This window comes from Paraburkholderia sp. SSBN10T (assembly GCF_056619545.1).
Genome location: NZ_JBWQQI010000005.1, coordinates 302,239 through 317,163, shown reverse-complemented (window position 1 = coordinate 317,163; position 14,925 = coordinate 302,239). Strand labels below are relative to the sequence as shown.

The following is a 14,925-nucleotide window of genomic DNA, read 5'->3' as shown; positions in this document are numbered from 1 at the left end:
CTCCATGCGTGCTTTCATGGGCACCTGTGGCCCCTGCTGCAGATTGACTTCCTCCGTACTGATCAGATCATGCCGACCACATCTTTCACACCCGTACCGTGTCCGGACGTCGAATCGCTCGACGCCATCCTCCCCGAAGAACCGCTGCTGATGATGGGCGCCGGACCCGTGCCGATTCCTGCCGCCGTCGCCAAGGCCAACACGGTCGTGATCAACCACCTGGGCGGAGCGATGGTGAAGGTGATTGGCCAGGTGAAGACGATGGCGCGCTACGTGTTCCAGACCCACTCGAAGTGGGTGCTGGGCGTGGCGGGCCCGGGCTCGGCCGCCATGGAAATGGCGATCTCCAACCTGGCCTGGACGGGTACCCGCGTGCTCAGCATCAAGAACGGCTTTTTCAGCGAGCGGATGGCGGAGATGGGCCGGCGCGTGGGCGCCGAGGTGTCGACGCTCGATGTCGCGGATCGCACGGTGGCGAGTCTCGACGAGGTGGCCGCAGCGATTCGCCGCGAGCGGCCCGAGATCGTCACGATCGTGCAGGGCGAAACCTCCAACACGGTGGTCAATCATCATTTGAAGGACATCGCGGCACTGGCGAAAGCGGCGGGCGCATTGGTGATCGTCGACGCCGTGTGCACGCTGAGCACCATGCCGCTGGAGATGGATGCGTGGGGCATCGACGCGGTGATTACCGGCGGCCAGAAAGGGCTGTCGTCGATCCCGGGTGTTTCGCTGATCGCTTTCTCGGACGCCGCGTGGGAGCGCGTGAAGGGCCGCAAGGCGCCTAACGCGCATTGGTGTCTCGATGCCTCGCTCGCGGAAAATTTCTGGCACAACGCCGGCTATCACTACACGGCGCCGGTGTCGGGTGTGCTGGCCTTGCACGAGGCGTTGCGCCTCGTCTGTGCGGAGACGCTGGAGAAGCGTTTCGCACGGCACCTGAAATGCTCGGTCGCGCTGCAGGAAGGCATCACGGCGCTCGGCTTGCAGCTTTATACGCCGGCGGCATGCCGTCTGAACTCGGTGGTCGGCATCGAGGTGCCGCACGGCCTGAGCCCGGCCGATATCTGCGGCCACATCTCGCGCCAGCACCAGGTGGAAATCTCCGGGTCGTTCGGTTTGCCGATCGTGCGCATCGGGCAGATGGGCGAGCAGTGCCGCGAACACAACCTGTTCCGTACCCTCCACGCGCTTGGGCGGACCGCGCTGGATCTCGGCGTGGCGGTCGATCTGCCGGCCGGGGTGGCTGCGCTCGAGAAGTCGCTTTCGGGCAACGCACGTAGCGCGGCGGCGCGCTAGTTGCGAAGCGCTTGAGCGTCGAGGCAGGCCGGCGCGTTATCCAGGAAGGCGCCGGCCACGCAGCCGATCGATGAAGGTGTATTGCCCGTAAGCGAACGCGCGCTCAGGTCGCTGCCGGCGCGTTGGGCACCCGCGCGTTGCGCAGATACAGCATGGTCGAAAGCGCCACGGCGGCGGCCGACGCCACGGCCGCAAACAGAAACACCGACCCATAGCCGAAGGCGCCCGCGATATAGCCGGCGAGCGGCCCGGTAATCCCCAGCGACAGGTCGAGAAACACCGAGTACGCCGACAGCGCCGCCCCGCGGCTCGCCGGCGGCACCAGTCCGACGGCTTCGACGCCGAGCGCCGGAAAAACCAGCGCAAAGCCAAAACCCGTCAACGCGGCCCCGGCCAGCGCAAAATGCGGCTCGGGCGCGAGCCATAGCATCAGCAGACCCACGCATTCGAACGAGAACGACGCAATCGCCACGCGAAAGCCGCCATAGGTCTTGATCGTGCTGGCGAACAACAGGCGCGCCCCGATAAACAGCGTGCCGAACACGGTCAGCGAGAGCGCGGCATTCGGCCAGTGCCGCGCCGCGTAGAACAGCGTGATGAAGGTTGCGATCGAACCGAAGCCGGCCGATCCGAGCGCCAGTCCGATCCCATGCGGCAGCACTCGCATGAACACGCTGCGATACGACATCCGTTCGCCGTGCACGATCGGCACTGCGGCCATCGGCCGGGCGAGGTAGTAGCCGAGCGCGGCCAGCGCGATCACCACGATGCCGAGCGCCGCATAGCCGACCGTATGGGCAATCGCCACGCCGAGCGGCGCGCCGATGGCCAGCGCGCCGTAAGTGGCGATGCCGTTCCACGAGATCACGCGCGCGTTGTGCGACACGCCGACCCGTCCGATCCCCCACAGAATCGCGCCCGTCCCGCACAGGCTCTCGCCGAAACCGAGCACCAGCCGGCTCAACACCAGCAGCGTCAGGCTGAGCGTCTGCCAGTGGGCGCTCAGCACGGCGAGCAGCAGCATCACGCCGCTGGTACCGCAGCCGATCAGGCCGATCGCCACCGTGCGTTTCGGCCCGAGCGTGTCCGCCGAGCGTCCGGCGAGGGCGCGCGAGGCGAGGGTAGCCAGGTACTGCACGCTGATCGCCGCCCCCGCGACGACCGCGCTGAAACCGAGGTCGTCATGGACGTAGCCTGGCAGCACCGCGAGCGGAATTCCGATGGTCAGGTAGCAAATAAACGTGAAAAACACGACCGGAATGATCTGCAGAGTGGTCGCGAACTCGCTGCGCGGTGTGGCTGTGTCGGCGGACATGGGGAAAACGAGACTTGAAAACGGCAGGAAGTCCTGATTCTCCCATGGAACCGATTCCTTTGCGGGAACTGCTTAAAAATTTTCGCGATGAAAATACAGTGTCGGATCGAGATGGAGACGGCGTTTTGATGCGGCGAGCATTTCCGGGGACGCGGGGATTTTCACGCGCGTGGCCAAAATAACGTATTTCATCGAAAAATACGGCGATCAAACGAGTTCTATATAAGCTCGCCTCGCGCCAGACTCCTTCATTTATCGTTTCAACGATATGTCCCGCATGTGTCCCCGGCTATGGGTTGCAAATATTGACGGTGATAGCGTTCGAACCGTCACTGCAGCATGGTCTTCACGGACCTCGCACAACCGAAGAGTAACGAAACATGACCCAGCCGATTCGCTTCTACCACCGCAACGCGATCCGCGAGATCGCCGACGCGCCCGTTACCCGCACGGTGCTCCAGTACTTGCGCGAAGATGCGCATTGCACCGGCACCAAGGAAGGGTGTGCCGAAGGCGACTGCGGTGCGTGCACGGTCGTGGTCGGCGAGCGCGACGAGGCGGGGGGCGTCAGCTTCAAGGCAGTCAACGCCTGCATCCAGTTCCTGCCCACGCTCGACGGCAAGGCGCTGTTGACGGTCGAAGACCTGCGCCAGCCGGACGGTTCGCTGCACCCGGTGCAGGAGGCGATGGTCGAATGTCACGGCTCGCAGTGCGGCTTCTGCACCCCGGGCTTCGTGATGTCGATGTGGTCGCTGTACGAAAAGCATGGCCACGAACAGCGCTGTGCCAACCGGACGGTGCCCTCGCGCGACGATATCAGCAACGCGCTGACCGGCAACCTGTGCCGCTGCACCGGCTACCGGCCGATCGTCGATGCGGCGGTGCGGATGTTCGAAGCGCCCGCGCCGAAGGCGCCGCTCGACCTGGCCGCGCTGTCGGCCAGGCTCGCGACGCTCAGGCGCGGCGAAACTTTCCACTACGAATACGCCGGCCAGCAGTTCGACGCGCCGCGCACCGTCGAGGCGCTCGCGCAGATCAAGGCCGCGCAACCGGCGACGCGCATCCTCGCCGGCAGCACCGACATCGGCTTGTGGGTCACCAAGCAGATGCGCGAACTGGGCAATATCGTCTACCTCGGCCAGATCGAAGCCTTGCAGCGCGTCGCGGTGTCGAACGACTGGATCGAGATTGGCGCGGGGGTGAGCGTCGAGACGGCCTATGCCGAACTGGCGAAGCACTATCCCGAACTCACCGAGATGTGGAAGCGCTTCGCCTCGCTGCCGATCCGCAACGCCGGCACGCTCGGCGGCAACATCGCCAACGGCTCGCCGATCGGAGATTCGATGCCGGGCCTGATCGCCCTCGGCGCGCACGTGGTGGTGCGCGGCGGCGAGATCGAGCGGGAGATGCCGCTCGAAGACCTGTACCTCGCCTACCAGAAGAAGGACATGGCCGAGCATGAGTTCGTGGTCGGCCTGAAGGTGCCGACCCGCACCGGCGCGCGCCGGAATCTGCAATTCCGCACTTACAAGCTCTCCAAGCGCTTCGACTCGGACATCTCGGCGGTCTGTGCGGCGTTCGCGTTTATCGCCGATGGCGACACGATCCGCGAGCCGCGCATTGCCTTCGGCGGCATGGCTGCAACCTCGAAGCGCGCGGCCCACGCCGAAGCGGTGCTGCGCGACGCCGAATGGCACGAAGCCACCGCGCAGGCGGCGATGATCGCGCTCGGCAACGACTACGCGCCGCTCAGTGATATGCGCGCCACCAGCAACTACCGGCTCGATGCGGCCAAGAATACGCTGTATCGCTTCTGGCTCGAAACCCGCCCGCACAATCCGCTGCCGAAGTCCGCGCTCGACGTGCGCGCGGTGGAAGCCGCCGGCGCGAACGCCTGAAGCCGTCCCACGGATACGGAGAACCACACGAATGAATCAGCAAGCAGAACCGTTCCTGAAAGACGCTCAGGATTTCGACGACTTCACTCAGGTGCATGTCTCGCGCCCGCATGAATCCGCGCACCTGCACGTGAGCGGCCGCGCGACCTACACCGACGACATTCCGGTGCTGGCCGGCACGCTGCACGCCGCGCTAGGTTTGTCGCCGAAAGCCCATGCGAAGATCGTTTCGATGTCGCTCGACAAGGTGCGCGCGACACCCGGAGTTGTCGCCATCTTCACGGCCGAAGATATTCCCGGCGTCAACGACGTGGGCCCGATCATCCACGGCGACGACCCGATTCTCGCCGACGGCGTGGTGCAGTACGTCGGCCAGCCGATCTTCATCGTGGTCGCCGTCTCGCACGAAGCGGCCCGCCTCGCGGCGCGCCGTGCCGAAGTGGTCTACGAAGAGCTGCCGGCGATTCTCACGGCGCAGCAGGCCCGCGCCGCCAACCAGCACGTGCTGCCGCCCATGAAGCTTGCGCGCGGCGATGCCGGCGCGAAGATCGCTCGCGCGGCACATCACGACGCCGGCGAAATGCTGCTCGGCGGCCAGGAACAGTTCTACCTCGAAGGGCAGATCTCGTACGCGGTGCCGAAGGACGACGACGGCATGCACGTCTACTGTTCGACCCAGCACCCGACCGAAATGCAACACCTCGTCGCCCATGCGCTGGGCGTCCCGTCGCACAGCGTGCTGGTCGAATGCCGCCGGATGGGCGGCGGCTTCGGCGGCAAGGAATCGCAGTCGGGCCTGTTCGCCTGCTGTGCCGCAATCGCTGCGTGGAAGCTGCTGTGCCCGGTGAAGCTGCGCCCGGACCGCGACGACGACATGATGGTCACGGGCAAGCGCCACGACTTCCACTACACCTACGAAGTCGGCTACGACGATCAAGGCGTGATCGACGGCGTGAGCGTCGATATGACCTCGCGCTGCGGTTTCTCCGCCGACCTGTCCGGCCCGGTGATGACGCGTGCGCTGTGCCACTTCGACAACGCGTACTGGCTGTCCGACGTGACGATCGACGGTTTCTGCGGCAAGACCAACACGCAGTCGAACACGGCGTTCCGCGGTTTCGGCGGCCCGCAAGGCGCGTTCGCGATCGAGTACATCATGGACAACATCGCACGCTCGCTCGGCGAGGATTCGCTCGACGTGCGCCGCCGCAACCTGTACGGCAAGACCGAACGGAATCAGACGCCGTACGGCCAGGTGGTCGAAGACAACGTGATCCACGAACTGATCGACGAGCTCGAAGCGACCAGCGATTACCGCGCGCGCCGCGCCGCGATCCGCGAATTCAATGCGAACAACGAAGTGCTGAAGAAGGGGCTCGCGCTCACGCCGGTGAAGTTCGGCATTGCGTTCAACGTGACGCACTTCAACCAGGCGGGCGCGCTCGTGCATATCTATACCGACGGCTCGGTTCTCGTGAACCACGGCGGCACGGAGATGGGGCAGGGGCTGAACACCAAGGTGGCCCAGGTCGTCGCGCACGAACTCGGCATCAGCTTCAACCGCGTGCGCGTCACGGCGACCGACACCAGCAAGGTGGCGAATACCTCGGCCACCGCCGCTTCGACCGGCTCCGATCTGAACGGCAAGGCCGCGCAGGACGCCGCGCGCCAGTTGCGAGAGCGCCTCGCCGCTTTCGCCGCCGAGCGTTTCGGCGCGGGGCAGGTGAGCGCGGCGGACGTGCGCTTCGCGCACGATCGCGTGCGGGTGGGCGAAGCCGTGCTGCCGTTCGAAGAGATCATCGCCAAAGCCTATCTGGCGCGCGTGCAGCTCTGGTCGGACGGCTTCTATGCGACGCCGAAGCTGTATTGGGATCAGTCGAAACTGCAGGGCCGTCCGTTCTACTATTACTCGTATGGCGCAGCGGTCTCGGAAGTCGTGATCGACACGCTGACCGGTGAAATGCGCGTGCTGCGCGCCGATGCGCTGCACGACGTGGGCGCTTCGCTGAATCCGGCTCTCGATGTCGGCCAGGTGGAAGGCGCGTTCATCCAGGGTATGGGTTGGCTGACGACCGAAGAGTTGTGGTGGAACACAGGAGGCAAGCTGATGACGCATGCGCCGTCCACCTACAAGATCCCCACTGTGAACGACACGCCGCCCGATTTCCGCGTCAGGCTCTTCAAGAACAGGAATGCCGAGGACAGCATTCACCGTTCGAAGGCCACCGGCGAGCCGCCGCTTTTGCTGCCGTTCTCGGTGTTCTTTGCGATCCGCGATGCGGTGGCGAGCGTGGGCGACTACAAGGTCAATCCGCCGCTGAACGCGCCTGCGACGAGCGAAGAGATCCTCAAGGCAGTCAGCGCGGTGCGTGCGGCTACGGCTGCGCCCCGCCAGTAACCGAAGCGGCACACCCCTACCGGAACGCTTGCGATGAACGCACCTTCTTTCGTTCAGGTCGGCCGGCGCAGCAGCCATGCTGCGTCGCGCCCGGCGCCGCTGCACATCGTGCTGTTCGGCGCTGGCCACGTCGGGCACGCGCTCGTCACGTTGCTCGGACGCCTGCCGTGCGTCGTGCAATGGGTCGACGAGCGCGACGAGCTGTTCCCCGACGAAGTCCCCGCCAACGTGCAGATCGAACCGACCGATACGCCCGAGGCGATCGTCGACGGCGCGCCTGCCGGTGCCTGTTTTCTGGTGATGACGCACAACCACGCGCTCGATTTCTCGCTTGCCGTGCGCATCATGCGGCGCCGCGATTTCACCTACTTCGGGATGATCGGCTCGAAGACCAAGCGCGTGAAATTTGAGCGGCGGCTGATCGAGCGGGGCGTCGAACCGGACCGGCTGGCGGAGATGACCTGTCCGATCGGCGTGGCCGGGATCGTCGACAAGGCGCCGCAGTCGATCGCGGTGGCCGTGTGCGCGGAGTTGCTGCAGGTGCGCTCGCGATATGCGCTACGTGCGGCGAGCGCGCCGCAGGACCTCTGCACGAGCGTCTGAGCCGTCGTCCTGGCCTTTGTGGCGGTCCGCCTTGGAGAGCGCCTGCAACGACGCAGGCAAGCGCTTCACTCGCCGCGCCTTCTGCGCCACGAGGCGCTCCGAGACCTGCGACATCAACGTGCGCAGCCAGCCAATATCGCTCGGCCGGTCCGGTTGCGGATGCCACAACTGATAGCACCTGATGCGCGGAAACGGGATCGGCACGTCCACGACCGCCAGCGGCAGCAGGCTCGCGTAGTGGCTCGCGAAGCGCCGTGTCGTCGTAAAGATCAGATCCGATTGCAGCAGCACTTGCGGCACCAGGCCGAAGTAGGGGAGCGTGGTCACGATGCGCCGCGTGGCGCCGGCGCGGGCAAAGCCGATATCGATTGCGCCGCTGCTGGCGCCGCTATACGGCGTCGGTGCGAGGTGCGGGGCCGCCAGGTAGGTTTCTCGCGTCATCGGCGCCTGCGCCAGTGGATGATCCGCACGCATCAGGCACACCACCGTATCCGAGAACAGATCGCTTTTCTCGAAGCGCGCATCGGGCTTGGGCCAGTTGCCGATCACCAGATCCAGCTCGCCGGCATCGAGCGCGGCGGCATGGTCGAGCGTGGGATTGAGCGAATCGATCTCCAGACGCGCGTGCGGGGCCGCTTCGCGGAACTCCGCGATCACGGTCGGCATGAAAAAGTCGTTCAGATAGTCGGGCGCTGCGACGCGAAAGATGCGCCGCGAGCGGCCCGGATCGAAATCGCCATGCGGCGTCGACACGAAGTCCACTTCCCGCAGGATCCGTTGCGCCGACGCCAGCAGCGAGGCGCCGTATTCGGTCGGCACCATGCCCGCTTTGCCGCGCACCAGAATCGGGTCGTTGAGCGTTTCGCGCAGCTTGCGCAGCGCCGTGCTGATGGCTGGCTGAGTCTGGTTCAGGCGCAGCGCCGCCTGCGTCACGCTGCGCTCGACGAGCAGCGTGCGCAGCACGCGCACGAGCCAGATATCGAGGGAGGCGGCGGTGTCGTCCATGGATCAGGTGGGCGGATCAGACTCAGGGATGCGCCGCCTCGCGCCGCCACCCGGACGGCTCGCGAAGCACGGCGCGAAAGTCTATAACCTTAGGCCCGTTTGCCGTGCGCCCGCCATAGCGGACGCGGTATGGCCGGCATCACAGCGCGTGCGGCGGTTGACGGCCCCCAGGCTGGCCAGCCGCCGGCACACCCGGTGTCCCGACGGATGCTGACGTTAAGCTTTCAGCGCGCTGCGCGACTCAAACCTTGAGCCCGGAAGGCAGCACGCTGATCCGCTTCACTTCCTTCGAGTCGAGCCAGTTCGGCGTGCGGGCGCAGTACAGCACCATCGGCAGGGCGTCTTCGCCCCAGAACAACTGGTCGTTGAGCCGGAAAGTGGGCACGCCGAACACGCCCAAGGCAATCGCATCGGTGGTGTTGCGGCGCAGTTGCGCCTTGACCTCTTCGCGTTCGATCAGCTCGGGACCGTCGGGCAAGCCGACCCGTTCGCACAGCGCGGCAAACCCTTCGTCGCTCGACGGATCGCGCCCCTCGCGCCAGATAAAGCGAAAGATCTCCCGCACGAAGTGGATGTCGGCCTTGGCCGCCACCGCCAGCAGCAGCGGTTTGATCGAATCGAACGGATGGGCCGGCGGCATCTTGAACGGAATGCCGAGCTGGTCCGCGCGAAACAGCGCGTGACGGTACATATACACGCGCTTGGGAGGCACGTCGTAGGCGGGGCGCTGACCCCAGTGCTGGTACAGGTCATTGAGCACAACCGGGGTGACGACGAACGGAAAGCCCGGCCACTTGTCATGTTGCTCGAGCAAGAGGTACGTGAACGGCGAGACGAAGTCGTAAAACCACAACGGTTGCGTGGCGTCGATGCCATCGGTCATAAGTGTCTCCCTGATTGCTCGGATCTGGATGGAGCGGGCGCTGCACGCGGCCGTTATCCGCGTCTGCTACGCGTGTCTGTTACACGCGTCTGCTAAACCATCCAGTCTGATGTGATCTTACGCGGAGCCGGGGCCGAGTGCAGCGGCGCCGTGTTCCAGCATGTGTCTTTCCGCACCGCGGCCGGCCGGCGGCAAGCGCGGGATACCGTGCCGCCGCCTGTTGCGCCGCTTCGTGTGCCGTCTATGCAGCTTGGGTCGGCGTGGTGGATGGCTTGTCGGAGGCGCCTGGCGCATCCTCACCGGTTTCCTGACCGGAGCGTTGCGTCGTCTCCGCCTGAGTGTCGCGCGCTTGCGAGAGCCGCTCGCGCACAAAGCCGATGTGCTCGCGCAGCACGTAGAACTGGTCGGCATAGGCGAGCGGCATTTTCAGGCCGTTGACCGATTCCTCGATCGTATCGAGCCGCTCCAGCAGCGATTGACGTTCCTCCGGGGAGGCGTCGCTGAGCGCGCCGCGCTCGATCGCGATCAGCGCGCCGTACCAGCGGTAGATACGCGATTTCACGCGCCATGCGTAGAGTGACGGCACCACCCGCAACGCCGGCACCAGCAACACGATCAGCGGCACCACGACCACCAGCAGGCGGTCGGCGAGGCTCGCGATCCAGAACGGCAGCAGGCGGTACAGGAAGCTTTTGCCCGACTTGTAGTAGCGCGCGGCGTCGTCGCTGATCGGGAAGTCGTGGGCCAGCGGCGCCGGGAATTCGCCGGCATGCTGCATGACATTGGCCTTGCCGTGCACCTCGCGGGCCGCTTCGATCAGCAGATCGGAGAGCGCCGGGTGCAGCGAGTCGCGCGCCACCAGTTCTTCGGTCGGCGCCACCATCTGGATCGGCGTCGACGGCAGGTTCTTGCCGAGATCGAAGGCGCCCATCGGCAGCTGGATCTGTGTCAGATAAGGAAAGCGGCGGGCATACGCTTCAGCCTGGGTGAAGTTGTAGAACTGCACGTTGGGGGTGCGGTACAGCTTGCCCATCACCGGCGGTTGCGCCGAATCGCCGGTCAGGAACGCGGCGTCGACCTGGCCCGAGATCAGCGCCTGGGCGGCGGCGTCGCCCGAGAGCGGCAGCAGTTTGGTGGCGCCGCTCGGCTCGATGCCGTTCGCCTTGAGCAAGGCCAGCGCTAGTTGGCGTGTGCCGCTGCCCTCCGCGCCGATCGCAAGGCGCTGGCCTTTGAACTCGGAGAGCCGGGTGACGGTGGGGCCGTGATAGAAGATCGCGAGCGGCACATAGGCCACGCTGCCGATAGACGTCAAGCCGTCCGGCACCGGGCCTTGGGCGACGCCGTCCTGGACGAAGCCCACGTCGACCTTGCTGTGCGGATCGGCGAGGCGCTTGAGGTTCTCGGCCGAACCTTCGGAGGTCAGCACGTTGAGCGTGATGCGGTTGCGCGCGAGGATTTCCTTGTACTTCTGCGCGGCATTCCAGAACGAGCTGCCCTCGGGACCGGCCGTGATGGTCAGGGTGTCGGGCGGGGCCGGCTGGATCAGGCGCACGGCGGCCCAGATGGCGGCGGCGCCGATCAGCAGGATCGGGCCGAAGGACACCGCCAGGTCACGCCAGGAGATCGCCACGAAACGGGCGACGAGGCGGGGAGGTTTGCGGCCGGTGGAAGACTTCATGGGCAGGCGTGACAACGACGATAGGGTTGGGTGACGGCGGTGAATCGCGTGACTTGTGCGCGAAGGGGGCATGGCCCGGACATGATGCGCGCATGATTCGAGGTTCGCTGCAAGGCCCGCGAGGCCCGCTGCGGCGTGCTCGCGCCGATGGTACATGAGATTGACACGGTCTCGGCAGGTGCGGTCTGGGTGTGGGGCGATAAACCCGTAACAAAACGTGAAACGCGCGTGAAACCCCTATGAAACCGGCGCGAATCGCGCATGCAAGCCGGGCGCGGCGTGCATCGAATGCGCGCGCCGTCCCGTCCAGCGCTGCGCGCCCGGCCGCCGACCGGCGTTAAACCCTTTGCGCTTCTCGCGCGTGTAGATTAAATTGTGCATCGCTGCGACGCTTCACTGTTTGCGCAGCGCGACCCGGCACGACACAGGAGAACCGGGCGCGCTGGCGGACTTCGCGGCACGCTGGCCGTCGCATCACGGATGATCGCGCGGACCGGTTTCTCTCGCCTCTCGCACTCCGTGTCGCAGCCTTGATCGGCCGTCGCCCAGCCGCGTCTTGTCGCGTGCGGTGCCACGGCTGCCGGAAGTCGTAACGAAGCCGCTTGATACATGCGGTCATAACCGAAGTAAAAAGGAGAAATCATGAAATCGGTCGATTTTCTGAAGGTGCTGGGTGGTGTGGTTGCAGTGGTGGTCGCGTGCAATACGTATGCCCAGTCAAGCGATGCAATGGCGAGCGGCGCAATGGCTGCCCCGAGCGCCAAGGCCGTCAAGAAGGAGAATCGCAAGCTGGGTCTCAAGGTGCGTGCTGCGCTCGCCAAGGCTCAGGGTATCGACGTGTCGAGCATCGCCGTGCGTGCTCGCGGCGGCGCCGTGACGCTGACGGGTTCGGTGCCTGATCAGGGCCAGATCGACAAGGCGGGCGAAGTCGCGCAAGGTGTCGCCGGCGTGACCTCGGTGTCGAACAAGCTGACGGTGGTGCTGCCGAACTGATGGATGCGGCGCGCGTAATCGTCCGGGCCAGTCTGCTCTGACGGCATAACGCGCGCCACGGCAGCCGTGGCCGGCTTGCAGGGGCGCGAGGACGCGGCAGGCGTGGACACGGTTCCTGATGATCGAAACAAGCGCCTGAGCGCAGCGCTCAGCGGCGCCCGGAACGGGTCTTGGCGAATCGCCAGGGCCCGTTTTGCTTTGGGGCGTGCCGCGGCGCGCTTGCTCGTGCGCTGTGACACACAAATTTCCCTGGTTGAGGCGTAGTGTGAAGGCTGGGATTCGGAGCAAAGCCGGAGCCAATCCGGTATGAACCCGGAGTGAACCGAAATGGACACGACCTTTCAGCGCTACACGGACCTGCCGATCAGCGATCGCGCAGCCTTCGAACTGGTGTGCGCGCGGCACGGTTTCGCGCCGGCACACTTTGAAATCACCGGATCGCCTGACCCGGACGACCTCGCGCACCACCGGCGGCTGGTGACGGTGCGGCGCGGCGGCTGGGCGCAGTCCTACCGCGCCGACGAGGCTGGTTATTGGGTGCGGGAGTTCGAAACCGATCTGACTTGCCGGTTCTTCAAGTAGGGCAGGCGCGCTGGCCTTGTGCCTGGCGCGGTCCGCATGGCCGCGGCGGCGCCATGCGTCCTAGCCCGCGGTAATGCCGGCGGGTGACCGCCAGTTGTCGCCGCCAGCCGCCTCAGGCCAGCACCAGCTTGACGCCGACGAGCGTCAGCGTGGCGGCGAGGACGTTGCGCAGCAGGGCGTCCGGAGCGCGCGCCGACAGGTAGCTGCCGATCGCAATGCCCGGCAGCGAACCGACCAGTAACGACAGCAGCATCGACCAGTCGACCGAGCCCAGCAGCCAGTGGCCCGCGCCGGCCAGCAGTGTCAGCGGCACGGCGTGCGCGATGTCCGAGCCGACGATCCGCGTAGTAGGCAGGCGCGGATACAGCAGCAACAGCACCGTCACGCCGATCGCGCCGGCGCCCACCGAAGTCAGCGACACCAGCACCCCCAGCACCGCCCCCGTCAGCACGGTCAAGCCGAGCGTGCGGCCCTGCGTCAGCGAGCTCTGCCGGCCCGCGCCGAGTTTGGCCAGTTGCGGCCGGAACACCAGGGCCAGCGCGGTGATCAGCAACGCCGCGCCGAGTACGACCTGGATCAGGCGGCTCGCGCCCGGCGTATCCATCCCATAGCGGTGCAGCAGGATCAGCGTGATGGTCGCGGCGGGCACACTGCCGGCCGCCAGCCGCAGGGTCACCTGCCAGTCCACCGAGCCCTTCAGGCCATGCACCAGCGTGCCGGTCGCCTTGGTGGCGGCGGCGTACAGCAGATCGGTGCCGACCGCGGTGGCGGGGTGCACGTTGAACAGCAGGACGAGGATAGGCGTCATCAGCGAGCCGCCGCCGACGCCGGTCAGTCCGACGAGGAAACCCACAAACAGGCCGGAAACCGAATATAGAAGATCGATATGGGGGAGTGACATGGAGCAGACCGCTGCCGGTCGTGTGAGGTTTGCGAAACGCGCCGTCTATCCCGGCGCGCCTGGTCGTGGACGGGGATCGGCGGCGCGAACGGGCGCGGCAAAGGCGCTATTGTCGCAAAACTGGGGAGGAAGCGGGTCCGGCGTTTGCGCGGGCATTCGGGCAGCCGGCGTGCGGGACCGCCCGCGCGCCGGCATCTTGCGAGGGGCCGTCATCCGCATGAACAGGCCTTAGAGCGCGCGGCGTATCTCGACGAGGCCGAACAGGGCGAGGCCCATTCCCACGCCGCGGTCGATCAGGCGGCGCAGCTTGCTGCCGAGCGCATGACGGGCCAGCGTGACGGCAGTCACGAGGCAGCACCACCAGGCGATCGAGCCGCAGAATACGCCCGACACGGTCGTCAACGCGATCGTCGTGGAGAACGCGCCGCGTGGCGCGAGGGTGGTGAAGAGCGCCGCGAACATGATGACGGTCTGCGGGTTCGTGAGCGTCAGGAGCAAGGCGCTGGCATAGGCGCGCAGCGCGCCGGCGTAGCTTTTGCGGGCGAGCGGGCTGTCGGCTGCCGCGGTGTCGGGCGGCGCCTTCTGCAGCAGCGCGCGCAAGCCGAGGTAGAGCAGGAACAGGCCGGCGGCGAAATGCAGCGGCCTGTCGTACGCGAGCATGAAGTGCGACAAGCCGACCAGCCCCAGCGCCGCGATCAGCCCGTAGACGGCGTCGCCGCTGGCAATGCCGATGCCGATCGCCAGTCCCGCCTGTGGCCCTTCCGCGAGCGTGCGGCGGATGCACAGCATCCCCATCGGTCCGACCGGCGCCGCGACCGCGAGCCCGACGCCTGCGGCGGTGAAGAAAAGGGCGGTACCCGACATGCCTGTTCCTTGTTATTCAGGGTTTCACAACGAATGAGTTCGACGCCGCCCGGCAGCCTGACCGCTCCGGTTCGCGCGTCGTCAGCATAGCCGTGTCGAAATGCGGCGGCAAATTGGGTCGGCTGGATTTGACCAACCGGGTTAGGCCAGCCAGATGGGCGGACTAGCTGCTCGCCGCACGCACCGTTAAATCGTCAGGTGCCTCGCGCCCGAGTCTCTTTTGAGCGCCCCCTGACCTGCCGCTTAAGCATCAGGCCCCCCGAGGGGGCAATCCCCCAATCCCCCAAGGGGACTTCCTGCGGGGCGGGGGACTTCCTACCGGGGCGGGAAACTTGGGGCACCCCGGCGTTTCCTTGAGAGCCTCGACTCAATGCTTCTTTTGCGTCGTCGGCGACGCCGGCGTCACCCGGATGGGAGGCGATCCCGTAGGCGAAGTAGCGGGCGTCGACTTTTTCGCCTGCTTCGGTTTCTTGACTTCGCGATTGCTGCGCATTTGACCTTTTGCC

At 66.1% G+C, this 14,925-nt stretch carries 12 protein-coding genes; 6 read left to right on the top strand and 6 right to left on the bottom strand.

The genetic code is table 11. The annotated features are described in order from the left end of the window. Positions 1-69 precede the first annotated feature (69 nt). Positions 70-1,299: a pyridoxal-phosphate-dependent aminotransferase family protein gene (locus tag AC1ECK_RS10565; protein ID WP_480318643.1), complete on the top strand. Its 1,230-nt coding sequence runs from the start codon at positions 70-72 to the stop codon at positions 1,297-1,299. A gap of 103 nt (positions 1,300-1,402) precedes the next feature. On the opposite strand, the gene AC1ECK_RS10560 is transcribed toward AC1ECK_RS10565, so the two are convergent. Then, positions 1,403-2,614 (bottom strand): MFS transporter, encoded by a 1,212-nt coding sequence (locus AC1ECK_RS10560; protein WP_480318641.1) that lies wholly within the window; start codon positions 2,612-2,614, stop codon positions 1,403-1,405. Between the two features lie 380 nt (positions 2,615-2,994). Here AC1ECK_RS10560 and xdhA point away from each other — a divergent pair, with 380 nt between their 5' ends. The 3 genes from xdhA to xdhC are packed head-to-tail and all read left to right on the top strand — an operon-like array spanning position 2,995 to position 7,513. Next, entirely contained in the window at positions 2,995-4,512 is a 1,518-nt protein-coding gene (xdhA, locus tag AC1ECK_RS10555; RefSeq protein ID WP_480318639.1) for a xanthine dehydrogenase small subunit, read from the top strand. Between the two features lie 31 nt (positions 4,513-4,543). Further along, a complete protein-coding gene (xdhB, locus tag AC1ECK_RS10550; protein ID WP_480318638.1) occupies positions 4,544-6,910 on the top strand; it encodes a xanthine dehydrogenase molybdopterin binding subunit in 2,367 nt (788 codons plus the stop codon). Positions 6,911-6,943: 33 nt separating this feature from the next. After that, complete coding sequence (xdhC, locus tag AC1ECK_RS10545; RefSeq protein WP_480318635.1) at positions 6,944-7,513, top strand: xanthine dehydrogenase accessory protein XdhC; 570 nt, start codon at positions 6,944-6,946, stop codon at positions 7,511-7,513. On the opposite strand, the gene AC1ECK_RS10540 is transcribed toward xdhC, so the two are convergent. The 3 genes from AC1ECK_RS10540 to AC1ECK_RS10530 all read right to left on the bottom strand — a co-directional run bounded on the left by AC1ECK_RS10540 (position 7,469) and on the right by AC1ECK_RS10530 (position 11,079). After that, positions 7,469-8,518 (bottom strand): LysR substrate-binding domain-containing protein, encoded by a 1,050-nt coding sequence (locus tag AC1ECK_RS10540; RefSeq protein WP_480318634.1) that lies wholly within the window; start codon positions 8,516-8,518, stop codon positions 7,469-7,471. The genes xdhC and AC1ECK_RS10540 overlap by 45 nt on opposite strands. Positions 8,519-8,759: 241 nt before the next feature. Next, entirely contained in the window at positions 8,760-9,401 is a 642-nt protein-coding gene (locus AC1ECK_RS10535; RefSeq protein ID WP_480318632.1) for a 2-hydroxychromene-2-carboxylate isomerase, read from the bottom strand. Positions 9,402-9,642: 241 nt separating this feature from the next. Beyond that, the gene (locus AC1ECK_RS10530) at positions 9,643-11,079 is read right to left on the bottom strand and encodes a TAXI family TRAP transporter solute-binding subunit (protein WP_480318630.1); all 1,437 of its coding nucleotides are present in this window, start codon (positions 11,077-11,079) and stop codon (positions 9,643-9,645) included. 642 nt (positions 11,080-11,721) lie between these two features. Here AC1ECK_RS10530 and AC1ECK_RS10525 point away from each other — a divergent pair. After that, complete coding sequence (locus AC1ECK_RS10525) at positions 11,722-12,072, top strand: BON domain-containing protein (RefSeq protein ID WP_480318628.1); 351 nt, start codon at positions 11,722-11,724, stop codon at positions 12,070-12,072. 327 nt (positions 12,073-12,399) lie between these two features. Further along, entirely contained in the window at positions 12,400-12,654 is a 255-nt protein-coding gene (locus AC1ECK_RS10520) for a hypothetical protein (RefSeq protein WP_480318626.1), read from the top strand. A 112-nt stretch (positions 12,655-12,766) separates the two neighbouring features. Here the strand turns inward: AC1ECK_RS10520 and AC1ECK_RS10515 are convergent, their stop codons facing one another. Further along, the gene (locus AC1ECK_RS10515) at positions 12,767-13,555 is read right to left on the bottom strand and encodes a sulfite exporter TauE/SafE family protein (RefSeq protein WP_480318624.1); all 789 of its coding nucleotides are present in this window, start codon (positions 13,553-13,555) and stop codon (positions 12,767-12,769) included. A gap of 228 nt (positions 13,556-13,783) precedes the next feature. After that, on the bottom strand, positions 13,784-14,419 hold the full coding sequence (locus AC1ECK_RS10510; protein ID WP_480318622.1) for a LysE family translocator: 636 nt from the start codon (positions 14,417-14,419) through the stop codon (positions 13,784-13,786). Between the last annotated feature and the right edge of the window lie 506 nt (positions 14,420-14,925).